Source organism: Paractinoplanes atraurantiacus (assembly GCF_900215205.1).
Lineage (GTDB): Bacteria > Actinomycetota > Actinomycetes > Mycobacteriales > Micromonosporaceae > Actinoplanes > Actinoplanes atraurantiacus.
Window position 1 is genome coordinate 190,779 of sequence record NZ_OBDY01000014.1, and the last position, 22,019, is coordinate 212,797.

The window sequence follows — 22,019 nt, forward strand, 5'->3', positions numbered from 1 at the left end:
GTAATCGCCGATCATGAGTGACATCAGCCCCGAGACCGAATACGCCGAGTACGCCGAGGAGGCGCCCGGCTCCAGCAACTACACCGCCGGCTCGGCCTCGCCCTCCGCTTCTTCGCCGGAGGACGGCGACCGCGCCGACCAGGAGGCCCACGGCGGCAGCATGGCCCCGGGCCTCGTCGACGACGCCGGCAATCAGATCGAGGAGCCGCCCCCGGCGCCCTGAGTCAGGTCGGCGAACAGGTCGGGGCGGTCCGGGTCGTCGACCGGGCGACGCGGGGCGAGGACCGTGGCGGCGACGTCGGCGACCGGGACAGCCTCCAGGGTGCGCCCGGCCCACAGCATCAGCGACAGGTCGACGCCGGCCAGCGGCGCCGGCGCCCGGGACACGGTCCACACCGCGGCCGACGGCACCTGGGCCGCAGCAACCAGCGGGGCCGGCCCGGCCAGCAGGAAGTCGAGGTCGAAGTCGACCAGCAGCCGCAGCATGGTGGCCCGGTTGGCCGGGTCGACCCCTTCGAACGCCTCGTCCAGCCACAGCGGCCGCGGCGCGTCGGCCGAGCGCGAGTAGAGCGCGACCAGCGTGGCCAGCAACGGCTGCAACAGCGTGACGACCTTGCCGCCGCCGGAGTCGACGCCGTGCACCTGCTTGGTCAGCGGCTTCCAGTCGCCGCCCTCGACCCGGTAGTAGCAGACGCAGTCGAACCAGGCCCGGTAGTCGAGCAGCCCGGTCAGGTGCTTGACCCACTCGTCGGTGCCGATGACCCCCGAGTCCTGCGCCTCCCGGAGCCGGTCACCGAGGAAGAGCCGGATCTGCTCCTGCGCCGAGTCGGACTCGATCCGCCCCTCTTCGAGCGCCCGCAGCAGGTTGAACCCGTGCTGCTGCCCTTCCGCGGGCCTGCGCCGGATCTGCAGCACCGTCTTGTTGGCCCCGGTCGGGTGCCGCAGAAGCACCTCGTTGACCGTGGTGAGCAGCGTGACGACCCGGGTCATCCGGTCGGCCAGGTGGTCGATGAAGGTGGACGACAGCAGCTCGGCGTACATCTGATGCAGCTTCTCGTCGTGCGTGGCCGACAGCTCGGCCACCGCCTGGTCGAGCCGCTCCACCGCCCCCGGCGGATCGAGCGGGGTCCCCGCCGCGTCCACCACCAGCGTGATGGCCGGCAACGGATGCGCCTCGTCCGCCTCGCTGACGATCACCGACCGCCCACCGGACGCCTCGAGCAGCGTCTGCAGCTCGGTCATGGCCCCGCGCAGGGCCCGCTGCAGCGCCGTGTCGACCCGCCGGTCCCGGTCTCCCGCGTTGTCCGGCCACGACGGCGGCCGCACCGCGTCGACCGCCGCCCGAGCCTGGGCCAGCGCTTCTTCCAGCGTTCGCTCCCGATGATCGCCGTTGCCGATGCCGCGGGCGGCGGCGATCCCCGCGTCGACCGGAATCCACCACGCCCGCGCGGCCGCCTCGCGGTCGGCGATGGCGGTGGCCACCGCGTCCTGCCGCCGCTGGGCCTCGCCCTGCGCGGTGCTCGCCGCCGCCGCGAGCGACAGCCCGCGCTGACGGCTGGCCGCGATCGACGTGTCCAGTTCGCGGATCTGCTCCTCCAGCTCGGCCGACCGGGCGAACTGCTCCCGGTCGTCCAGGCTCACCGAGGCCTCCGCCTCGCCCGCTTCCGCTTCCAGCTTGGCCGCCGCGGTCGCCGCTTCGTCCACCGCCGTGGCCGCCGCGCTCTGTGCCGCTTCCGCCGCCTCGACCCCGGTGACCGCGGACGCCACGGCCCGCTCGGCCACGTCCTGATCCTTCAGGGCCAGCCGCAGCGAGCCCGCCGCCAGCGCCGCCGAGTCGAGCGCCGTGCCCACGGCGTCAAGCTGCTCGTCCGAGGTGGGCAGCCCGTGCTCATCGGCATACCCGGTCACCGCGGTGGTGGCGGCATCCGCCTCGCCCTTGGCCGCCGCGGCTTTGCCGGCCGCCACGGCATGGGCCGTCTCCGCCCGGTCCCGTTCCCCGTTGGCCGCGGCCAGACTGATCGCCGCCGCCACCACATCGGCGTCCCCCGGCGCCTCAGCGGCGGCCGCCCGCAACGCCGCGCTCCGCGCCGCCAGCTCCTCGGCCCGCCGAGTCAGCTCCTCACCGGCTTCCCGGTCGGTCGCCGCCTGCTCCCGCAGCGCCGCGATCTGCCGCCGCCGCGCCGCCGCCCGGGCCGCCGTCCCCAGAAGCTCAGCGCCCTCGGCCGCCCGCCCAGCACGCCCTTGCGCGATCGGCGTCCGCCACCGCCCATCCCCCGCAATCACCAAGTCCCCGCCGAGCGGCTCCCCCGCCGCGGCATACCCGATGCGCCCCAGAATCCGCGCCACCGTCCCGCCCAGCGCCCCCGCGTCCTCCGCCGGCTGCAACACAGCCGTCAGCACGCTTACAGCCCTGGCGCCAGCAGCCCCCGCGCCCCCGCCCGGACCCACAGCACCCGGATCCGCAACGCCCACGCCTGCAACGCCGGCGCCCGCAGAGCCCAAGCCCGCACCACCCGCACCCACAGCGCCCACGTCGGCAACGCCGACGCCTGGAGCACCCGCGCCCGCAGCGCCAAAGCCCAGAGTTCCCCCGGCCAGGCCCGCCGCTCCCGCGACAACCGACTCAGCGCCATCACGGTCATCCGACCAGACGCCGTCCACCGTCACCCACGAATCGAGCAGGCCGGCCGCGTCAAGGGCCGCCTCGACGTGATCGAGCACCTCGGCCGGCACCCCGTCCACCGGGTCGACGAGACGCCACAGCGGCGCACCGTCCGAGCCCGGGAACGGCGGCCGCGAACGGCGACTCCACCGAGACGGCGCCGCGGGCTGCGGATCCCCGGCCTCCCCCAACTTCTCCGCCGAGCGTTCTGCCTCGTCCGCCCGCAACCCCGCCGCCCGGGCCTCCGCCCGCACGGCCGCGATCTCCTCCGTGAGCGGACCCACCGACGGCTCCAGCCACTCGCGCGCGAGGAGCCCGCCGAGCACTTCCCGAGGGCGTACGGCGTGGGTCTGCGAAACCACCTCCCGCACCCAGTCGTCGCGCAGCGCGACCGGCGGCACCGCCGCCGGAAGCCCGGCCGCCCACCTCTCCAGATCGTCCGAGAGCTGCTGGACCGCGTCGGTCACCGCCGTCGCCGCGTCCTCCGCGACCGCCGCGCGGGCACGCGCCTCTTCGCGCAGCCGGTTCACCGTCCCCGATTCCGCCTGCCAGCGCCCCACCGCCGTCGCCGCGGCCCGGGTCAGCTTGCGCAGCGCCGACACCTGCGAGCGCCGGGCCGCCACGGCCGCGTCGATCCGGTCGACGTCGCCCTCGGCGGCCCATCCCTCGGCGTCCAGGCCGGAGCTTCGCAGGGCCGCCCCCGCGTGCGTGACCGCCGCCGACGACGCCGTGCGCGCCAGATCGAGCCGTCCGGTCGCCTCCGCGTGCGCCGCTCCCGCGGCTTGGAGCGCCTCGCCCGTGCTCGCCAGGTGCCGGCGGGCCGTGGTGGCGGCGACCGCGGCCGCCGCCGCGTCCCGGCGCATCCGTTCCGCGTTCTGCGCCCGCCCGGCGGCGTCGCGATAGGCCGCCGACCGCAGCAGCTGCGTCAGCGCCGCCCGGGCCCGCTGCACCCCCGCTTCGAGCTCGTCGCTGCGCCCGGTCTCCTCGGTCAGCTCCGCCCGGGCCGAGGCCAACGAGACGTCGGCGGATGAGGCGGAGTCGAGCGCCGAGCAAACCGCCGCATCGGAAGCCAGCAGATCATCGGCCCGGGCCCGCAGCAACGCGTCCGCCCACGGCCGCCACGCCCGCGCCAGGTAGACCCCCACCGCGTCCCGCGCCGCCACCGCGTGGTCGCGGTCGCGGCCGAGCTGCTCCAGCTGCTGCCAGCCGTCGGCCAGCTTGTCCACCTCGGACTCGGCGACCGCGGGCAGGCTCATCCGGATCTGCTCGGTGAACCAGTCCGGGTTGAGTTTCTGGCCCAGGTGCGGTGTGCGGAGCACCTTCAGCATCTCGAGCACGGTGGCGAAGCGGTCGTCGTCGGAGAAGCCGAACAGGTCGGTGGCGATGCGCGCCGCGTACCTCTTGCCGCTCCTCATCACCTCGAGGCCCTCGACGCCGCCGAGCTCCTTGGGCTCGACCGCCGACGAGCCGACCGCCAGGGTGAGCCCGTCGCGGACGCGGGCCGTGCCGCGGCAGATGATCCAGACCGGGTCGAGCTGGCTGACGCCGCGCTTGGCCTGCGCGTAGAGCAGGGTCGTGAAGAACTCGGGCCCGTCCTCGCCCAGCCGGCCGTACTCGACCCAGGCCCAGCCGCGGTGGGCGGAGCCGGTGGCCTCGCGGCGGTCGCGGGCGTCGTCGGTGGGCTCGACGTAGTAGCGGAACGACTTGTCGGACTGGCCGAACGTGTCGATGTACTGCCGGTCGAGGCTGCCCGACAGCATGATCAGGGTGGTCAGTGCCATCAGCGTCGACTTGCCGGACTGGTTGGCCCCGACGAACTGGGCGCGCCCGTCGGCGAACCAGTACTCGGCCGCGTCGAACTCCCACAGCCCGACGCAGCCCGCCCGCAGCACCTGCCAGCGCGACCGCTCCGGCGACGGGAGGCCGCCGTGCGCGGCGGCGTCGCGCCATGCGGTGAGCTGCGCGTCGGTGGCTTCGGGGGTCAGGGTCATCGGGCAGGCTCCGTGTTGTCGGTGATCGTCACGTCGGGGTCGCGGTAGCGACCGGCCGCGGCCAGCAGGGTCCACGACCCGTCCCACGAGACGCGCAGCAGGCCGAGCTCGGTGAGCAGCCGTTCCGCGTCGCGCCGCACGGTGCCGGGCACCGTCTTCTGCGGGACGGTCATGTAGTCGCCGCGCCAGCTGATGAGGTCGTCGACCACGGCGTCGACCTCGTCGGTGCTCAGGTGGACGGTGCCGTCGGCATGCTTCGTGCCGTCGCGCCCGGCCTGGTCGGCCATGAGCAGGGCCACCCAGTCGGTGGCCCGGGCGCGCGGCCAGTCGGCCACCGTCGGCGGCTTGTACTCGTCGTCGGCCAGCACCACGAGCAGGCCTTCGGTGCGCGCCTCGATGGTGCCGCCGGTCATCTGGGCCACGTCGGCCGCCCGCTGCCCGCGATGCGCGCGCAGCGCCTCCGCTTCTCCCGGCGCCAGATCCCCGTACGCCACGAAGGGTGTCTCCAGAAGCGAACGCAGTTGCCGGACCGTCTCGGAGGCCGTGACCACACCGGGGTTGAGGGCCAGATCGATCACGTCGGGGCTGGTCATCAGGAGCAGCGCGTCGCGGTCGACCTCGAAGCCGGCGCCCGGCCCGGTGCCGGACTCGGTCCACTCGTCGAGCAGCCGCTCGTCGCTGCTGCGCGGCCGCAGCACGCCCCACGAGGCCAGGTACGCCGCCGCGTCGCGCAGCTGCCGCCGCTGAGTCTGGTCGTCGGGGTCGTAGCGGGCGGCCGGCAGGTCGCGGACCATGTCGGACAGCCGCTGGAGCGTGACCCGCCCGGCCACGTCCTCGCAGCAGGCGGCCAGGCAGCAGACCAGGGCCAGCAGGCGCCGCTCGGGCGCGTCGGCCGGCCGCGGCGGCCGGGTCACCGCGCCCGCCAAGGGCACCCGGATCAGCCGGACCGCCTGCCCGACGCGCTGCACCCGGTAGCCGAGCCGCCGGGCGGCGTCGGTGACCGCCTGCTGATGCCGCAGGACCAGCCGATGGAGCCGCGGGTCGGCCGCCGCCGTGACCAGCGGCTTGGCCAGCAGCCCGGTGAACGCCTGTTGCGCCTCGCGCGCCGAGGCCGTCGTCTTCATCGCGGGGCTCCGGCGGGCGTGATGTGCAGGCGGATGTCGGGGTGCACGAGCCGGCCGTCCGGCGTGTGCACCACCGCGGCCGGCGCTCCCGGCGGCGGCGGGTCGGCTCGCAGCAGCCAGCGGGCGTCGCCGGAGGTCGCCGAGCGCACCCCCTCGCGGTCGGCCCGGGCCGACGCCACCACGCCGAGCAGGATCATCAGCATCTGCAGCTCCGGTGCGGTCAGGTCGTGCCACTGCGACAGGCGCAGCCCCGACCGGGCCAGCACCGCCGCTTCGGTCCGCGCCGCCGCGTCGCGCAGATGCTCGGTGTGCACCCGCGCCGCGAGCCGGCTGGCCGACCGGTCGGTGATGCGCGCCGGGCCGCCGGCCGTCGCTTTCGGGCCCTGCCGGCGCAGACGGGCCGCCACCGGCACCGGCTCGGCCTCCCAGAACGACGGGAGCCCCGAGGCCATCGGCGCCTCGCCCGGCAGGTGCCGCGCCGAGAACAACCCGGTCGTCGCGCACCACACGTCCCACGCGCTCTCGTCGTCGGCCGCCGCGTCGATCCGGGTGGCCAGCGCCAGCAGCTCGGCCCGGCGCGACACGTGGCCGCCGACCGCCGCGAGGGTGCGCTGCCCGCGCAGCAGCGGCCCGATCGTGTCGCGCATCTGGCGCCGCAACCGCCGCGCCTGACAGTCCGGCCCGTCGAACCACGACTGGAGAACGGCCAGCGTCTCCCCGTAGGACGCGGTGAGCTCGTCGATCGCCGCGTCGTCGGCGTTCGCACCGAGGTGATGCACCGCGATCCGCCGCCACGTCACGGCGTCGACCTCGTCCAGCTCCCCGATCAGCGCGGTGATCCGCTCGGAGTGGGTGTCGACGCCACCACCCCACATGTCGACATAGCGCCGCAGCGTCTCCTGCACGGTGTTGACCTTGGCCTGGTCGGGCGTGCCGGCCAGCGCTCCCGCCAACCGCGCCTGCCAGCTCGCGGCCGCCCGCGCCATCGCCTGATGCGTCGTCTGAATGACCGACCACGCCGACGCCGCCGCCGACGGATCGACCGAGGCCGTCTCGCGCAGCACGCCCAGGTTGGCCGTCAGCACGCTCGGCGCCAGCGTGGCCGCGGCGGCCGACGCCAGATCCTGCCCGAGCGACATGACGGCCCGGTGCAGCTCGGCCGCCACCTCGGTCAGCTGGTAGCGGTCCCAGTTGAGCACGAAGTCGGCATCACGGTCGGTCCGGTCCTGGAACACGATCACGACGCCCCATTTCTCCAGGGCCGCCATGCGCTGTTTCAGCGTGTCGTCGAGGATCGCCGGATCGGCGCCCGCCCGCACGAGCTGATCTCTCAACAGACCCGGCAGATCGGCCGCCGCCACGCCGGTCAGCGTGTGCTGCTGCTCCTCGAGCAGAACCTGCACGATCAACCTGTACTGAGCGGCGTATCGACTGGTCAGATAGCTCGCCTGGAGCAGACCACCGGGCAGCCCGGCCAGCTGCCACGGATCTGTGAACTCCTCGTCGCTCACCGCGAGCCACCCCCCTGGATCGTCTGCGCTGGCGAGCATAGGCAGGGGGTCGGACAGTTTCACGCACCCGGCCTTCGGAGCGCGAAAAGAATCACCCGTGTTTGAATCGGCACCATGGAGATCCTGCTCTCGGCAGCCCTGGTCATCCTCGCCGTCTTCCTCGTCAGCACCCGCTCGCGCTCCAGCAGCCGCGAGGCCGCCATCGAACGCAAGCTCGACCTGGTCATGCGTCATCTCGGCATCGAGGACCCGGCCGCCGATTCCCCCGACGTCCTCGGCCCGCTCATGCAGGGCCAGAAGATCCAGGCCATCAAGGTCTACCGCGAGCAGACCGGCGCCTCCCTCGCCGAGGCCAAGGCCGCCGTCGAGCAGATCGCGAGAAACAAGGGCCTTTAACTCATTTTGTACGCATCCGCCGGAAGCCCCGCTTCGACAAGCCCGGCTGGGTGCCACTCGGCCTCTCTGCCGCGGCTGCCGGGCTGTCCTGCAACGAAAATGTCGGATCCGGCCCACGCCGTTCGTAGCACCGGCAGGAGGCGGCCGCACCGGACCGCCGGCACAAGGGAGCGACAACGATGGCGCATTACCTGATCTCGTTCAACGAGGGCGCGATGGACCACATCCCGGCCGAGGAGATCCCCGAGGTGGGCAAGGCCGCCGCGGCCGCATGCCAGGAGGCCGAGGACGCCGGCGTGTTCGTCTTCGGCGCCGGCCTGCACCCCCAGAAGGCGACCGTCGTCGGCACCGACGGCCTGGTCACCGACGGCCCCTACCCCGAGACCAAGGAGGTCATCGGCGGCTTCGTGATCGTCGACGTGCCGGCCCGCGACGACGCGGTCACCTGGGCCGCCAAGATCGCCGCCGCCTGCCGCTGCCCCCAGGAGGTCCGCCTGCTCGACGGCGACCCCGAACCCGACGCGATGGTTCACAAAGCCCAGTAGCAGTACAGATGCCAGCCGTCCGCCCGCCCGGCCAGCCCGGCCAGCCGGCGGAGAAAATCGGTGACCCCTGCGGGATCCGCCCCGGCCAGCTCCTCGGTAGCCGCCAGCCGCGCCCCCGCGCCTTCCAGCGCGGCCGGCGTGGCGGCGGCGAGAGCATCCCGCAACGTGTCCGTCACCGCCACGATGATCTGCTCCCCGGACACATCACCGACCGGCCGCCCTTGCCGAGGCTGCGCGACCACCACGTCGTACGGCCGCCCGGTCAAAATGGCCTCCAGATGGCCGAGATTGACCACCGGATCAACTCCTTTGGCCTCCACCGTAGGCAGCTCGGTGGAGACCGGCCCACCATCGCCCAGAGCCGCACCCGCGATGACATCATCGGGAGCCAGAAAGTAGTCAGTGAACGGCATGCCCGGCATCGTAGGCCCGCCCCTCAGGACAGAGGCCGGCGATCGCGCGCTCAGCCGTCGTCGCGGCAGAGGCAGAAGGGGTGGCCGGCCGGGTCGAAAAGCACCCGGACGTTGTCCCGCGGCTGGTGACCGGCGACCGAGGCGCCGAGGGCGACCGCCCCGGTGCCGGATCGGCGCGCTCTGGTCATGCGGTCAAGTCGGCGACGAGCTGGGCGTTGTCGCGATACAGAATCGTTGCCAGCCCGGCCCGGGCGGCGCCGTCCAGATACTGCTGCTTGTCGTCCACGAACATGCACTCCGACGGGGTCCGCCCTATCCGGGCCAGGGCAGCGTCGAAGAACGCGCGGCCGGGCTTGCGGTGCCGCAGCTCGTGAGAGATCAGGAAGCCGGTTATCCCGGGGCGGCCGCTGTAGAGCTCGCGGACACGAGCACCCCGTACGGCCTCCTGGTTCGTCGCCAGGTAGATCTCGTCGAACGGAAGCCCCGGCAGCATCGTGAGCAGCTCTTCGTTGACCGCGATGTTCTCGGTGACCCAGCGCTCGAGGAAGACCGGCGCCGACAACCCGGCCACGTGCTGGGGCAGCAGCCGCTCGACCAGCGTGATCAGGGCCCCGTCCCCGGTCAGGGCACGCGCCTCGGCGGGGTCCGCCAGGAGGGCCCGCTGGAAGGCCAGGTAACCGGCGCGCCAGCTGTAGTCGCGTTCGATCGCCCGGACGAACTCGGGCCGCGGGAATTGAAGGACGCCGTCGACGTCCAGCAGCAGCGTGTGCCTCACGCCGTCCACTGTGCAGGACTGTGTGGCGAGGTGGATGGGTAAAGAGGTGGTCGTGACGCCGTACTAAATCGGCAGTAAGGTGCGAAACACGGGGTGGGTGCGGATTCGGAGGGATCGGGCATGGCCGGGCCGGTTTCGTCCATTGCGTACGTTCCGCTGCACGAGGTGCTGCCGCCGGGGTTCGCGCGGGCCGAGGGGCGGCTGCGGGAGATCGGGAGCAAGCTGGAGCGGCATCATTCGGCCGACCGCGTGTCCTGGCACTGGTATCCGGAGCCCCTGGACGCGTCGCAGCGGATTCTCGTGCGGGTCACGATCACGCTGTACAACACGCGGGACGACTGGCTCGAGCTGACCCTTTACTTGGCGGGCCGCGAGGACGGCCATCTCGTGGTGGAGTCGGCCGTCGAGGTGGCGTGCTGGTGCGAGGAGAACCACAACATGCATCCGGTGCGGGACTTCGGCCGGGACGTGGAGGACGACTTCGAGCTGGCCGACGCGTTCGCCGCCGGCGCGAAGATGCTGACCGCCGTGCTGAACGAGGGCCCCTTCGAGCCGCAGCCGTGGCGGGTGGCGGCCGGGCTTCCTATCCGGCCGGGATGATCGGCACCCCGGTAGCCTCCAACTCGTCCGATTTGACATCGGTTATGACGCCGGAAACCGACAAAAGCGGCACCACGGTGTACGGCGACACGGCCCCGATCTTCTCCGCACTCGCCAGCACGTAAGTGTCCGCCGCCCGCGAGGCCAGGATGCGCTTCATCGCGGCCTCGTCAGCGTCGCCGGTGGTCAGCCCCGCCGAGTGATGCACACCGGTCACCCCCAGGAAGAACAGGTCAGCGCTCACCAACTGCGCAGCCTCGGCCGCCGCGGCCCCCGACGTGACCGCCGAGTGTTTGAACAGCCGCCCGCCAAGCACAAAAACATCAATTCCACCATGTCCGACCAGCGCCGCCGCCACGGTCACGCTGTGCGTGATCACGGTCGCCTCCAAGGCCGGCGGCAACGCGGCGACCAGGGCGAGCGCCGTGGTCCCCCCATCGAGAAGCACAGTGGCACCGGGAGCGATCAACCCCGCGGCCGCCGCCGCCACGGAAGCCTTGCTGTCCGGGGAGACCGACGTCCGCGTCGCATAGTCGGCCGCCGCCTGCGCCGGGGGCAGCGCACCCCCGTACACACGCTGGCAAAGCCCAGCCGCCGCCAGCTCACGCAGGTCTCGCCGGATGTTGTCCTCGGCGATGCCGAGCTCGGCCGCCATGTCTTTGGCCACCACCTTGCCGTCGGCGCGAAGCCGGGCCAGCAGGAAGTCCTTGCGCTCGGCGGGAAGCATTGCGTGTTTCTCCTCATTGTTGTCGGCTCTTACGCACTGTACGGTACACCGTATGACCTTGGGAATCGACGAGCCTGACGCCCGCGGCCGCACCGGCCTCGATCAAATCGGCCGTGACCTGCGCGGCAATCCCGACGTGGTGGTCCGCGAGGTGGAGCTGGTGGCCACCGCCTGGCACGTGCTGCGGCGCACGACCTTCGACTACCGTCACCGCGATGGCCGCTGGACCCGCGAACAACGCGAAACGTACGACCGCGGCGACGGCGCGACGATCCTGCTTTACAACGCTTCTCAAAACACCGTTCTGCTGTCGAAGCAGTTCCGCTACCCGGCCTACGTCAACGGCCACCCCGACGGCTTGCTGATCGAGACCGCGGCCGGCCTGCTGGACGACGACGACCCGGCCAGCGCGATCCGCCGCGAGGCCGGCGAGGAGCTGGGCGTGACCGTCGGCGAGCTGGAGCCGGTCTTCGCGGTGTGGATGAGCCCCGGTTCGGTGACCGAGCGCCTGCACTTCTACGCCGCCCCGTACACCTCGGCCGACCGCACCGGCCCGGGCGGCGGCCTGGCCGACGAGGGCGAGGACATCGAGGTCGTCGAGCTCGACTTCGACGACGCCCTCAAGATGATCACCGACGGCCGGATCGCCGACGCCAAGACCATCATGCTGTTGCAGTGGGCCGCCCTGAACAACGTTATGAATTGACTGATATGAATGACAAGCATCGAAGTGCTGCGATGCTCGCGGCATGCATATCCCCCTGCTGGCCGTCGCCGCGATGGGCCTCACGATGGCCGTCGCGCCGATCGCCGAAGCCGCCCCGCCGGACATATCGGTCACGAACGTCAAGGCGCACCTGCAACAGCTCCAGAACATCGCCACCGCGAACGGCGGCAACCGCGCTCACGGCCGCCCCGGATACCTGGCCTCCGTCACGTACGTGAAGAACCTGCTCGACGCGGCCGGCTTCACCACCACGCAGCAGTCGTTCACCTACAACGGCGCCACCGGCTACAACCTGATCGCCGACTGGCCCGGTGGTGACACCTCGAACACGCTGATGGTCGGCGCGCACCTGGACAGCGTCACCGCCGGCCCCGGCATCAACGACAACGGCTCCGGCTCGGCCGCCAACCTGGAGGTCGCCCTGGCCGTGGCCCGCTCCGGCTTCCAGCCCTCCCGCCACCTGCGTTTCGGCTGGTGGGGCGCGGAGGAGCTGGGCCTGCGCGGCTCCACGGCGTACGTCAACTCGCTGTCCTCGGCGCAGAAGGCCGCGATCACCGGCTATCTGAACTTCGACATGGTCGGTTCCCCCAACCCCGGCTATTTCCTGTACGACGGTGACAACTCCGACGGCACCGGGTCGGGCCCCGGCCCGGCCGGCTCGGCGCAGATCGAGCAGACCCTGGCCGCCTACTTCACCTCGATCAACGTCCCGACGCGCGGCACCGACTTCGACGGCCGCAGCGACTACGGCCCGTTCATCGCGGCCGGCATCCCGGCCGGCGGCATCTTCACCGGCGCCGAGGGACGCAAGACGGCCGCGCAGGTGCAGCTCTGGGGCGGCACGGCCAGCACGTTCGACCCCTGCTACCACGCCTCCTGCGACACCATCTCGAACATCAACGACACCGCCCTGGACCGCAACAGCGACGCCATCGCGTACGCCGTCTGGACCCTCGCCGCCGGCTCGACGCCGCCGCCCACCGGCACCACCGTCTGGGCCGACGACTTCGAGACGGCGACCGCCTGGACCCGCGGCACCGCCGACACCGCGACCGCGGGCCTGTTCGAACGAGGCGACCCCGCCACCACGACCTCCCAGCTGGGCAACGCCGCCAGCGGCACCTACGACCTGGTCACCGGCGCCTCCGCGGGCAGCAGCGCCGGCGCCAACGACGTCGACGGCGGCGTGACGAGCCTGCGCTCCCCCGCCATCACCCTGCCGACCGGCACGCTGACCATGAGCTTCTCCTGGTACCTCTCCCACCTGACCAACTCGAGCAGCGCCGACTACTTCCGCGTCCGCCTGGTCTCCGGCACCACCACGACCACCTTGTTCACCCAGTCCGGCGCCGCCACCGACCGCGCCCCCGCCTGGCAGACCGCCTCGGTCGCCCTGACCCCGTACGCCGGCCAGACGGTCAACCTCGTGGTCGAGGCCGCCGACGCCTCAACCGCGTCCTTGGTCGAAGCCGCCATAGACAACATCAAAATCACCAAGGCTTGAGTGGTACGCCGGTGCGGGCCCCCGGCCCGCACCGGCGTTCCGGTAGTACGCGTCGGCCGAGGGCACCGTCTGGCACACCAACGCCCCGATGAGCCCGGTGTCGAGCCAGGACCACCAGGGCCACCCCGGCGAGTACGCCCACCGCCGCCATCGCCAGGTGAATGGTGACCCCTACGGCCGCGAACGCCGTGTCGTTCTTCACGAGACCGTCCCGGACGGCCTGCTCGTAGGAGCGCATGTCGGCGAAGTACTTGTCCGCGGAGAGCAGCACCTCCCCCGCGAACAGTGCTCCGCCGGCCGCCAGCATTCCGCAGGCCGCGACGATGTTTCCCGGCCGTTGTCTCTTCACGCGGCCGATCCTAGGAACGCGCCGTGGCCGAAGGGTGCCGCCGTCGTGGAGATATTGTGATCATGTGGAGCTGACGTATCCCGAGGTCGGCGCCACGCGCGACGAGACCCTGCCCGGCGGCTACGGCCACGTGTTCCGCGATGTGCGGATCGGTGGCGGGCGTCCCGCGTTCGAGGCGGCCGCCGAGGGCCTGTTCACCTGGCAGATGCACCGCGGGGCCGGCCTCACCGTCGTCGGCCATCCCGCTCCGGCCGCCACCGGCGTCGACGTGACTCTCCGCCTCGCCTGGCTCACGATCCCGTGCCGGGTGGTCTACACGATCGAGGAGCAAAACCGGCGGGGCTTCGCCTACGGAACGCTGCCCGGCCACCCCGAACGGGGCGAAGAGGCGTTCGTCGTCGAACTCACGGGCGCCGGTGACGTGGTCTTCCACATCCGGGCCTTCAGCCGCCCGGCCTCGCTCCTCGCCCGTGCCGGCGGCCCGCTGACCCGGGTGGTTCAGGAGTTCGCGACGGACCGCTACGTCCGCGCGCTCAGTCGGGTGTGCCGGGCGTCGTGATGACGGTGTCCCGCTTCACGAACGCACGCGGGCACAGGCGCTTCCATTCGGCGAGGAGGCGGTCCGGCACGTCGCTGCGAACCCCGTACATCGGGCTGCCCCGGTACCGGCGGCCCGAGGTCTCCAGGTGCAGCATCAGTTTCTTCATAAACTGATGCTTGCGTTCGGCGTCGCTCTCGTCGTCGTCGTAGCTGGCGCCCCAGAAGTGGCACGTCAGCTCGACCCGCCGGACGTCGTCCGTGCTGAGCCGGCGGGTTCGGCCGGCGACCGTGCGCAGCAGCAGGCCGTCACCGGTCACGTGGATCTCGCCGAGCCGGGTCAGGTCCCACAGTGACCACGCGGCGATGAGCACCACGACCACCGCCGCGATGCCGGCCACGGTGTAGCCGAGGACCAGCTCACCCGTACGCGTTGTCAGGATCCCGAGGGCGACGGCCCCCAGCAGGCCCAGCCCCCAGGCCAGGCGGCGCAAACCGTCCCGGCGCTTGTTCTCGACTGTCCACAGGGCACCCTCGGGCATCGGCATGCGTTCATGCTCGCCGATCCACCGCCGCCGCGGAAGGGACCTCGCCCTTCATCCGGCCGAGGATCGAGGCCGTCACTGCGGCCAGGGCGAGCAGAGTGAGTACGGGGATCATCGCGTTCCGCAGGCCGTAGTGGTCGCCGAGGAAGCCCAGCCCCGGCGGCCCGACCAGGAACGCCACGTACCCGACGGTGGCCACCAACGAGACGCGGGCGGCGGTGTTCTCGCCCGAGTCGCCGGCCGCGGACAACGCGACCGGAAAGCCCAGCGCCGCGCCGAGCCCCCAGAGCAGCACGGCCGCCCCGGCCACGATCTGGTTGTCGACGGCCACGACGAGCAGGATGCCGGCGCCACCGATGAGCGCGCTGGCGCCGAGCACGGGAAAACGGCCGAACCGGTCGAGGAAGCGGTCCCCGGTGAAACGGCCGATCGTCATGGCCGCCGAGAAGACCACGTAGACGGCCGAGCCGAGCGCGGCGCCGAACCCGTGCCCGTCGACCATGAGCAGCGGCAGCCAGTCGTTGGCCGACCCTTCGGCCAGGGCCATGGCGAGCACGATCACCCCGATGAGCAGCAGCCGCGGATCGCGCCAGACCGGCCGGCCACCCACGCTGCCGTGCTCGGCCGGGGAGGCCAGACCGAGACCGCGAGGCAGATGGCGGACGGACATCAGGGCGACCGGCACGCTGATCAGGCCGATCACGAGCAGGTGCCACGACGCCGGGAAGGCGACCGCGGTCAGGATCATGCCGATGACCGCCCCGACGACCGTGCCGAGGCTGAAGAAGCCGTGCATCGTGGGCAGCACCGGCCGCTGGATGACACGTTCGACGTCGGCCCCCTCGATGTTCATGGCGACCTCGCCCCCGCCCATGCCGAGCCCGAACAGCGCCAGCCCCGCCGCGACCAGCGCACTCTGCGAGGCAGCGGCCCCGAGCCCGACGATCGGCGTGCTGAGCGCCGTGGCCACGATCCCGATCGTGACGATCGGCCGGGTCCCGAAGCGCCGCACGAGCGCCCCCGAGCTGAGAATCCCGACCATCGACCCGGCCGACAGCCCGAACAGCACCAGCCCCATCTCCGCCGTCGACGCCCCGAGCAGATCCCGAATGTCCGGCGTCCGCGTCACCCAGGACGAGATCCCCAGCCCGGGCAGAAAGAACAGAGCAAACAGCGCAAGGCGCCGACGACCAGTGCCACGATCCATACGTACGAACGTACACAGCGCCGGTCGCAGAACGATCACCCCGGAGAGGCTGTCCCAAATACGCGGCCGGGGTGATGATCGGAGCATGGCTGAGGACTACGGCAAGGAGCGGGTGCGTCCGGTTCGGGAAACTGCCGGAGCGGGTGCGTCCCGATGACACCGTCGAGTCGGTGGACACCAACGTTCGTCGGGGGCGCCCGGAAGCGGCGATGAGCAAGGAGCAGGAGGGCGCTCTGCTGGGCGGGGGCTAGGCCGGGGGCGGAACCGAGGCGATCTCAGATATCGTCCGACGCGGTAAGGGGCGAAAGCCTGTCACAGCCGTACGCTTTCGGCACGGTGTTCTACCTCGATGGGGAGGCGGCCATGGGCATGCTCGAGCGGATCCGCGACGGACTGATCGGGTCCGGGCAGGTGCTCGAAGGGCCTTTCGGGCCGCGCCGGATCACGTACGCCGACTACACGGCGTCGGGGCAGGCGCTCGACTTCGTCGAGGACTTCATCCGCGAGCAGGTGCTGGCCCGCTACGCCAACACGCACACCGAGGCCTCGGCGACCGGCGCGCAGACCGGGGCGCTGCGCGAAGAGGCCCGCCAGATGATCCATCGCAGCGTCGGTGGTGGGCCCGACCATGTGGTGATCTTCTGCGGGTCCGGGGCCACGGCGGCCGTGGCCAAGCTGGCCGGGGTGTTCGGCCTCCGCGTGCCCGAGCGCCTCGACGATGCGTACCACCTGAGCGCCCAGATCCCCCCGAGTGACCGGCCGGTGATTTTCGTCGGGCCCTACGAGCACCACTCGAACGAGCTGCCGTGGCGGGAGTCGATCGCCGACGTGGTGGAGATCGACTCCGACCACACCGGCCATGTCGATCTCGACGCGCTGCGGGAGGCCCTGATCGCGTACGCGGGAAGGCCTTTGCGTATTGGAAGTTTCTCGGCCGCCTCGAACGTGACCGGCATCCTGACCGACACCGCCGCCGTCTCGCGGATCCTCAAGGAGCACGGGGCGCTGTCGGTGTGGGACTACGCCGCGGCCGGGCCGTACGTGCCGATCTCGATGCATGACAAGGACGCCGTCTTCCTGTCGCCGCACAAGTTCGCCGGCGGCCCGCAGACGCCCGGCGTGCTGGTGGTCGACAAACACCTGCTCACCAACCGGGTGCCCGTGGTGCCCGGCGGCGGCACCGTCGCCTACGTCGACCCGGGCGGCCACCGCTACCTGACCGACCCCGTCGCCCGTGAGGAGGGCGGCACCCCGGCCATCGTCGAGTCGATCCGGGCCGGGCTGGTCTTCGCGGTCAAGGACGCCGTCGGCGCCGAGGTGATCGAGGAGCGCGAGAAGGCGCTGTGGCAGCGGGCCCGCGAGCGCTGGGCGGCCGAGGAGAACATCGCGATCCTGGGCGACCTGGACGCCGACCGGCTGTCGATCGTGTCGTTCCAGGTGCGGGCGGGCGAGCACTACCTGCACCACAACTACGTGGCCGCGCTGCTCAACGACGTGTTCGGCATCCAGGCCCGCAGCGGCTGTTCCTGCGCCGGCCCGTACGGTCACCGGCTGCTCGGCATCGACGACGCGCACTCGCGCGAGTTCCGCAGCGAGATCGTGGAGGGCTGGGAGGGCATCAAGCCGGGCTGGACCCGGCTCAACCTCAACTACTTCATCTCCGACACGGTCGCCGACTATCTGATCGAGGCGGTCACGCTGATCGCCCGGCACGGCGCGACCCTGCTGCCCGACTATCGTTTCGACCCGCGGACCGGCCGCTGGACGCACGTCCGGCACGCCGAGCCGCCGGTGCGCCTGGCCGATCTGCTGGCCGGCACTGCCCTGCCGCAGCCGGTCACGGTGGGCGAGGACGCCCTGGCGGGCTACCTCGCCGAGGCCCGCGAGATTCTGACGGGCCGTCCTTCCCCGCTTGATGGTGTACGCCTGGAGCTCCCCCCGGCCTTCGAGAAGCTCCGCTGGTTCCTGCTACCCGACGAGTGCCTGCGCCACTAGTGCGACACCGCTGATCAGGGCCGCTCGGGGCGCGTCGCGCCAGTCGGCGGCGTGCTGGTCGAGGGTGGTCGAGAGCGGGTAGCGCTCGCGCATGTCCGGGATCTGCCGCGCGGTCTCCCGGGCCTGCGCGAGCCACGCCCCGGCATCGACGCGCCGATAGGCGGCGGCCGTGCCCGCGGTGGCGCGCACCGTGGCGTACAAAATGGTGACGGTCGTGGCCCTCTGCCGCCGATCGACCTGCCACGCGTCGAGGATCGCCAGGAGCCGCTCCATCCAGTCCTGCTCGTGGGGCCCCTGGCTCGCCTGCGACCAGGGCAGCTCGGTCAGCCACGGGTGGCTCGTGTAGACGTCGAACAGCCGCGTCGCCCACTCGCGCAGCGCGTCACTCAGGCTGCTCGTGGGCTCCGCCCACATCGGCATCGCCACGGCCTGGTCCTGCATGAGGGCGATGAGGTGCTCTTTGGTTCCCACGTACGAATAGAGCGCCATGGCCGTGCGATCGAGCCGGGCCGCGATCGCGCGGGTGGACACGGCGGCCAGGCCGTCGGCGTCGGCGATCGCGATGCCCACGCGCAGGATCTCGTCGAGGTCTAGCTGGCGCTGCGGACCGCGCCGGGGTGTGGGCAGGGCCGTGCCGCGATGACGCCAGAGCCGCTGGACGTGGGAACTGATTTCCGTCATAGTCTTTACACCGTATACCGTTTCGATCGAGGGGGAAACATGGCGCGACTGCACGACGGCACGGAATTGCCGGTCACCGTCCTCGGCGACGGGCCGGCGGTCCTGTTGCCGATCAGCATCGCGGTCACCGAGGAGCCGCGGGCCTCCGAGATGCGCGCCTGGGGCGCCGAGCCCGACACCGGTCATCAGCTGGCCACCGGTCTCGTCGCGGCGGGCTTTCGGGTGGTGGCGGCCGACTACGAGGCGCACCGGGCGAGCCACCCGGCCCCGCTGACCGCGGCGACGGTGGCCTCCGACCTGCTCGCGCTGGTGGAAGACTCGCGTTTCGCCTACTACGGCTACTCGTGGCTGGCCCTGGCCGGGTTGCAGCTGGCGATCCGCACCGACCGGCTGACGGCGCTGGTCATGGGTGGCTATCCGCCGCTGGGCGGGCCGTACGCCGAGATGCTGGCGGTGACCCGGGCGGCGCACCGGATGGCCGTGGAGAAGCCGGCCGCCCCGGCTTCGGTGACGCCGGGCGACTGGGACTCCGTCGAGGTGACGGTGCCGCCGTCGCAAACCGCACAATACGTTTCACTGTACGAATCGCTGGCCTCATTCGACGAGCGGGCGGTTTCTCTCTCCATTCCGCGGACGGCATTCGCGGGCGCGGAGGACAACATTCAGTACGGCCCGAAATGGGGAGACCTTCGCGTTCCCATCGCCGATCGGCTCGCCGAGAACAAGGCGGAGCTCGCATCGAGGGGGTGGGACGTGCGCCTGATCCCCGGAGTCGATCACATGGCCGGGATGCGGCCGGAACTCGTACTGCCGATTCTTCTGGATAATTTTTCTGCCCTTGCTGACCTGCGGAAATAGCTCCTCATCAGGGTGACGCGGCCGAAACGCGTTGAACCGCCGGGGCGCCGGTGCCCGTACTGGCCCGCAACCAGGTGACATCGACGTCCAACGACGAGGAGTGATCATGAGGTCGCGCGCTTACCGGCGTTTTCGGAATCAAGGAGACCAGGGTGGTCGTCGCAAGACGATAGGCGCGGTGGTGGTCACGGGTGTCGTGGTGGCGCTGGGCGCGGCGGGCATTCAGCTCGCGAACGCCGGCACCACCGCCGAGACCAAGGCCATCGACGTGGTGAACGTCGACGGCAAGCAGTTCGACGTCTCGAAGTGCGCCGACGTCCAGGTCAACGCGGGCGCCGTCGTCTGCGACGGCGAGGAGCTGGCCCCGATCGAGCAGCAGCCCCCCGCTGAGGAGGCGGCCGACGCGGCCGCCGCCCTGGAAGCGTCCTGCGACGCCTTCGCCGCCGACGCGGCCGCCGCCGGAGGCGAGGAGGCCGGCGCCGAGGCTCCCGGCTCCGCCGCCGCCAAGGCCCAGAACAAGGCGGCCGCCAAGAAGTGGGCCAAGACCTTGAAGAAGGCCGCCGCCAAGCAGAAGAAGGGCGCCAAGGCCGGCGCGGCCGAGGAAGGCGCCGCTGACCAGGGCGCAGCCGGCGAAGAGGGCGCAGCCGGCGAGGAAGGCGCAGCCGGCCAGGAGGGCGCGGCCGGCGAGGAAGGCGCGGCCGGTGACGGTGCCGCCAACGACGCCGCGGCCGCCGCCGTCGCTTCCGCCCAGCAGAGCCTGCTGCAGGCCTGCCTGGCCCTGGCCGACGCCAAGGCCGTCGTAGCGGGCGCGGCCGGTGACGCCGGCGCGGGCGATGACGCGGGCGCCGGCGAAGAGGCGGGCGCGGGCGACGAGGCGGGCGCGGGCGACGAGGCCGGCGCGGGTCAGGAAGCCGGCGCCGAGGAGGGCGCGGCTCCCGCCGCCAAGAAGTAGAACGCTGATTCGTGGTGCGGGCGCGGTCCCGGCGCCCGCACCACGCTGCGGTTACGAGGCCCGGATGCGTTCCAGTTCGGAGCGGGCGAAGTCGACCCGCGGGGTCTCCAGGCCGCCGGAAGCGGCCAGCTGGTCGGCCAGGTCGTGAGCCGCCTCCAAGCGGTGGTGGCGAGCCCGTCTGACCGCCCGGCCGTGTGCGGATCGGCGGTAGTGGCGGCGCTGGCGCCATCCGCCGGACAGGGCGTCCAGCTCCTCCTGGGTGATCACGCCGGCTTCCGCTTCGGGGGCCATCACCGCCCGCATCGCCTCGCGCTCGGGGCGGACCGTCAGGTGGAAGACCGCGATCACGACGGCGAAGCTGACCAGGATCTCCAGCACGATGAGCAGCAGGATCAGCGATCCGTTGCCGTTCGCGATGCCCACGTTGGCGTCCCACAGGCCGTGCAGCAGCATCGCCGTCAGCACCAGGCCGATGCCCAGGCCGAGGCGGCGGCGCTGGGCGACCGTTCCGACGATGTAGACGACGCCGGCGCCGGCTATCGCCGAGTAGAGAATGTGGGACGAGAAGCCGGTCAGCAGGCGCAGGCCCACCGTGTGCAGGCTCGTGCTCAGCTGGTCGGAGCCGAACTCGTCGGCGGCGGAGTTCAGGCCGTACGAGATGTCCTCGATGATTTCGAAGCCGAGGCCGGCGAACGCGCCGATGATGAAGCCGTCGTACGCCGTGCGGACCACCCGCGGGGCGATGAACATCAGCAGGAGCACCCCGGAGGCCTTGCCCAGCTCCTCGAAGAACGGGGCGGTCAGCCCGGCCCCGAACGCCTGCTGGAAACTCTCGCCGAACAGTTTGCCGTAGAGGTCGAGCAGCGCGCTGTTGCCGGAGAGCGCGATGGCCCACGTGGCGGCGAAGCCACCCCAGACGAACGCCGCCACGACCAGGGCCAGCGGCTGTTTCGAGTAGCGGTCGATGCGCTCGGTGAACCACCAGAACAGCACCGCGTAGATCGCGAAGATGATCGCGCTGGCCGTCAGGGCCGGGGCATACAACCGAATGCCTTGGTTGATCATGCCGAAGAGAACCCAGACGCCGTAGCCCACGCCGAGCACGTACACCCAGAAGCAGGCGTTGCGCGGCTGCCAGAAGTGGAACGGGTTGCCCCAGCCGGTCCGCGCGATCGCGGCTTCCCGCGTGTCCATCGTCATGACGTGCTCCCGACCGGCTCGACCGACTGAAGCATGGCGGCGACCTGCCGGGCCACGCCGTCCGGCACCTGCCGCGGGCCGACGATCTCGACCTCGACGCCGGTCTCACCGAAAACGAACGCCGCGACCAGGCCGGTCCCGTTGGTGCCCTCGAAGTCGGCCGCGACGCCCTGCTCGCCGCTGCCGTTGCTGATGGTCACCGGATCGCCGGTGACGTGGAAGCCGGCGTCGTCGGGCACCCGCAGCCCTTCGTTGGTCTTCTTGATCTGGGCGAGCAGCTGCGCCGGCGTGCCCCGATAGGTGTCCGCGATGACTTCGAAGGTCACTCCGCCGTACGACACCGCGGCCGTACCGGGATAGCCGGCCGCACCCGACTGCCCCTGTCGCAGGCCGGCCAGCAGGTTCGCGCCGACGACGGGCACGAACCGCACGTCCGTCCCGACCTGGATCACGTCACCGGCCTTGATCGGATCGTCGACCGACACCCGGTCGTTGATCGCCGGCACGATCCACACGGCGACCGCGAACAACAGCACGACCAGCGCCGCCGGCAGCAGCGTCCGTCTGTCCATTCCCAGCAGGCGCCGGTCGACCGGCACCCAGTTCGCGCGCCAGCGCTCATCCACGTGAGGCCCCGTCATGATCGGGACGCTAGCAGCGCCGGACGGCCCCCCGGAACTCCCATGAGTCAGCGATCACTGACGCTGAGCCCACACGACC

Annotated in this window: 23 protein-coding genes; 10 read left to right on the plus strand and 13 right to left on the minus strand. The window is 71.8% G+C overall.

Features of this window, described 5'->3' with window-relative positions:
* Positions 1-13: 13 nt before the first annotated feature.
* Positions 14-223, plus strand: coding sequence for a hypothetical protein (locus CRP55_RS28645; RefSeq protein ID WP_097323246.1), 210 nt, complete (start codon positions 14-16; stop codon positions 221-223).
* On the opposite strand, the gene CRP55_RS55750 is transcribed toward CRP55_RS28645, so the two are convergent.
* Genes CRP55_RS55750 through CRP55_RS28660 form a run of 3 tightly spaced genes read right to left on the minus strand, consistent with a single transcriptional unit; the run spans position 193 to position 7,288 of the window.
* Positions 193-4,653: an SbcC/MukB-like Walker B domain-containing protein gene (locus CRP55_RS55750; protein ID WP_097323247.1), complete on the minus strand. Its 4,461-nt coding sequence runs from the start codon at positions 4,651-4,653 to the stop codon at positions 193-195. The genes CRP55_RS28645 and CRP55_RS55750 overlap by 31 nt on opposite strands.
* Positions 4,650-5,777, minus strand: a complete 1,128-nt coding sequence (locus CRP55_RS28655) for a TIGR02678 family protein (RefSeq protein ID WP_097323248.1) — start codon at positions 5,775-5,777, stop codon at positions 4,650-4,652. Before CRP55_RS28655 ends, CRP55_RS55750 begins: the two co-directional genes overlap by 4 nt.
* Positions 5,774-7,288: a DUF2397 domain-containing protein gene (locus CRP55_RS28660; protein ID WP_245923423.1), complete on the minus strand. Its 1,515-nt coding sequence runs from the start codon at positions 7,286-7,288 to the stop codon at positions 5,774-5,776. Before CRP55_RS28660 ends, CRP55_RS28655 begins: the two co-directional genes overlap by 4 nt.
* Positions 7,289-7,402: 114 nt before the next feature.
* On the opposite strand from CRP55_RS28660, the gene CRP55_RS28665 reads away from it, so the two are divergent.
* Together CRP55_RS28665 and CRP55_RS28670 are read left to right on the plus strand one after the other, a co-directional pair.
* Entirely contained in the window at positions 7,403-7,684 is a 282-nt protein-coding gene (locus CRP55_RS28665) for a ribosomal protein L7/L12 (RefSeq protein ID WP_097323250.1), read from the plus strand.
* 179 nt (positions 7,685-7,863) lie between these two features.
* Positions 7,864-8,229, plus strand: a complete 366-nt coding sequence (locus tag CRP55_RS28670; RefSeq protein ID WP_097323251.1) for a YciI family protein — start codon at positions 7,864-7,866, stop codon at positions 8,227-8,229.
* On the opposite strand, the gene CRP55_RS28675 is transcribed toward CRP55_RS28670, so the two are convergent.
* The 3 genes from CRP55_RS28675 to CRP55_RS28685 are packed head-to-tail and all read right to left on the minus strand — an operon-like array spanning position 8,214 to position 9,417.
* Positions 8,214-8,642, minus strand: a complete 429-nt coding sequence (locus CRP55_RS28675) for a hypothetical protein (protein ID WP_097323252.1) — start codon at positions 8,640-8,642, stop codon at positions 8,214-8,216. The two genes, CRP55_RS28670 and CRP55_RS28675, sit on opposite strands and share 16 nt — an antisense overlap.
* 50 nt (positions 8,643-8,692) lie before the next feature.
* Complete coding sequence (locus CRP55_RS54025) at positions 8,693-8,938, minus strand: VOC family protein (RefSeq protein WP_218854723.1); 246 nt, start codon at positions 8,936-8,938, stop codon at positions 8,693-8,695.
* Entirely contained in the window at positions 8,827-9,417 is a 591-nt protein-coding gene (locus CRP55_RS28685; RefSeq protein WP_179855370.1) for an HAD-IA family hydrolase, read from the minus strand. The genes CRP55_RS54025 and CRP55_RS28685 overlap by 112 nt, the downstream gene beginning before the upstream one ends.
* Positions 9,418-9,537: 120 nt before the next feature.
* Between CRP55_RS28685 and CRP55_RS28690 the strand changes: the two genes are divergently transcribed.
* Positions 9,538-10,017 carry a hypothetical protein gene (locus CRP55_RS28690; protein WP_097323254.1) on the plus strand — a complete coding sequence of 160 codons (480 nt, stop codon included), beginning with the start codon at positions 9,538-9,540 and terminating at the stop codon, positions 10,015-10,017.
* Here the strand turns inward: CRP55_RS28690 and CRP55_RS28695 are convergent.
* Positions 10,001-10,744 carry a DeoR/GlpR family DNA-binding transcription regulator gene (locus tag CRP55_RS28695; RefSeq protein WP_097323255.1) on the minus strand — a complete coding sequence of 248 codons (744 nt, stop codon included), beginning with the start codon at positions 10,742-10,744 and terminating at the stop codon, positions 10,001-10,003. The two genes, CRP55_RS28690 and CRP55_RS28695, sit on opposite strands and share 17 nt — an antisense overlap.
* Before the next feature lie 52 nt (positions 10,745-10,796).
* Here CRP55_RS28695 and CRP55_RS28700 point away from each other — a divergent pair, with 52 nt between their 5' ends.
* Together CRP55_RS28700 and CRP55_RS28705 are read left to right on the plus strand one after the other, a co-directional pair.
* Complete coding sequence (locus CRP55_RS28700) at positions 10,797-11,450, plus strand: NUDIX domain-containing protein (RefSeq protein WP_097323256.1); 654 nt, start codon at positions 10,797-10,799, stop codon at positions 11,448-11,450.
* A 43-nt stretch (positions 11,451-11,493) separates the two neighbouring features.
* Positions 11,494-12,975 (plus strand): M28 family peptidase, encoded by a 1,482-nt coding sequence (locus CRP55_RS28705; protein WP_097323257.1) that lies wholly within the window; start codon positions 11,494-11,496, stop codon positions 12,973-12,975.
* Here the strand turns inward: CRP55_RS28705 and CRP55_RS52330 are convergent.
* Positions 12,962-13,324: a hypothetical protein gene (locus tag CRP55_RS52330; protein ID WP_143234958.1), complete on the minus strand. Its 363-nt coding sequence runs from the start codon at positions 13,322-13,324 to the stop codon at positions 12,962-12,964. The genes CRP55_RS28705 and CRP55_RS52330 overlap by 14 nt on opposite strands.
* Before the next feature lie 64 nt (positions 13,325-13,388).
* Between CRP55_RS52330 and CRP55_RS28710 the strand changes: the two genes are divergently transcribed.
* The gene (locus CRP55_RS28710; RefSeq protein ID WP_218854724.1) at positions 13,389-13,883 is read left to right on the plus strand and encodes a DUF1990 domain-containing protein; all 495 of its coding nucleotides are present in this window, start codon (positions 13,389-13,391) and stop codon (positions 13,881-13,883) included.
* Here the strand turns inward: CRP55_RS28710 and CRP55_RS28715 are convergent.
* Both CRP55_RS28715 and CRP55_RS28720 read right to left on the minus strand, forming a co-directional pair.
* Positions 13,858-14,409: a hypothetical protein gene (locus tag CRP55_RS28715; RefSeq protein ID WP_097323258.1), complete on the minus strand. Its 552-nt coding sequence runs from the start codon at positions 14,407-14,409 to the stop codon at positions 13,858-13,860. The two genes, CRP55_RS28710 and CRP55_RS28715, sit on opposite strands and share 26 nt — an antisense overlap.
* A gap of 4 nt (positions 14,410-14,413) precedes the next feature.
* Positions 14,414-15,613 (minus strand): MFS transporter, encoded by a 1,200-nt coding sequence (locus CRP55_RS28720; RefSeq protein ID WP_097323259.1) that lies wholly within the window; start codon positions 15,611-15,613, stop codon positions 14,414-14,416.
* Positions 15,614-15,949: 336 nt separating this feature from the next.
* Between CRP55_RS28720 and CRP55_RS28725 the strand changes: the two genes are divergently transcribed.
* Positions 15,950-17,608 carry an aminotransferase class V-fold PLP-dependent enzyme gene (locus tag CRP55_RS28725; protein ID WP_342751585.1) on the plus strand — a complete coding sequence of 553 codons (1,659 nt, stop codon included), beginning with the start codon at positions 15,950-15,952 and terminating at the stop codon, positions 17,606-17,608.
* Here the strand turns inward: CRP55_RS28725 and CRP55_RS28730 are convergent.
* Positions 17,582-18,289: a TetR/AcrR family transcriptional regulator gene (locus CRP55_RS28730; protein WP_097323260.1), complete on the minus strand. Its 708-nt coding sequence runs from the start codon at positions 18,287-18,289 to the stop codon at positions 17,582-17,584. The two genes, CRP55_RS28725 and CRP55_RS28730, sit on opposite strands and share 27 nt — an antisense overlap.
* A gap of 39 nt (positions 18,290-18,328) precedes the next feature.
* Between CRP55_RS28730 and CRP55_RS28735 the strand changes: the two genes are divergently transcribed.
* Together CRP55_RS28735 and CRP55_RS53280 are read left to right on the plus strand one after the other, a co-directional pair.
* Positions 18,329-19,147 (plus strand): alpha/beta fold hydrolase, encoded by an 819-nt coding sequence (locus CRP55_RS28735; RefSeq protein WP_097323261.1) that lies wholly within the window; start codon positions 18,329-18,331, stop codon positions 19,145-19,147.
* A 178-nt stretch (positions 19,148-19,325) separates the two neighbouring features.
* Entirely contained in the window at positions 19,326-20,099 is a 774-nt protein-coding gene (locus CRP55_RS53280) for a hypothetical protein (protein ID WP_245923425.1), read from the plus strand.
* 51 nt (positions 20,100-20,150) lie between these two features.
* Here CRP55_RS53280 and CRP55_RS28745 read toward each other — a convergent pair whose 3' ends face one another.
* Positions 20,151-21,299, minus strand: coding sequence for a PrsW family intramembrane metalloprotease (locus tag CRP55_RS28745; RefSeq protein WP_097323263.1), 1,149 nt, complete (start codon positions 21,297-21,299; stop codon positions 20,151-20,153).
* Positions 21,296-21,940 (minus strand): hypothetical protein, encoded by a 645-nt coding sequence (locus CRP55_RS28750; protein WP_097323264.1) that lies wholly within the window; start codon positions 21,938-21,940, stop codon positions 21,296-21,298. Before CRP55_RS28750 ends, CRP55_RS28745 begins: the two co-directional genes overlap by 4 nt.
* Between the last annotated feature and the right edge of the window lie 79 nt (positions 21,941-22,019).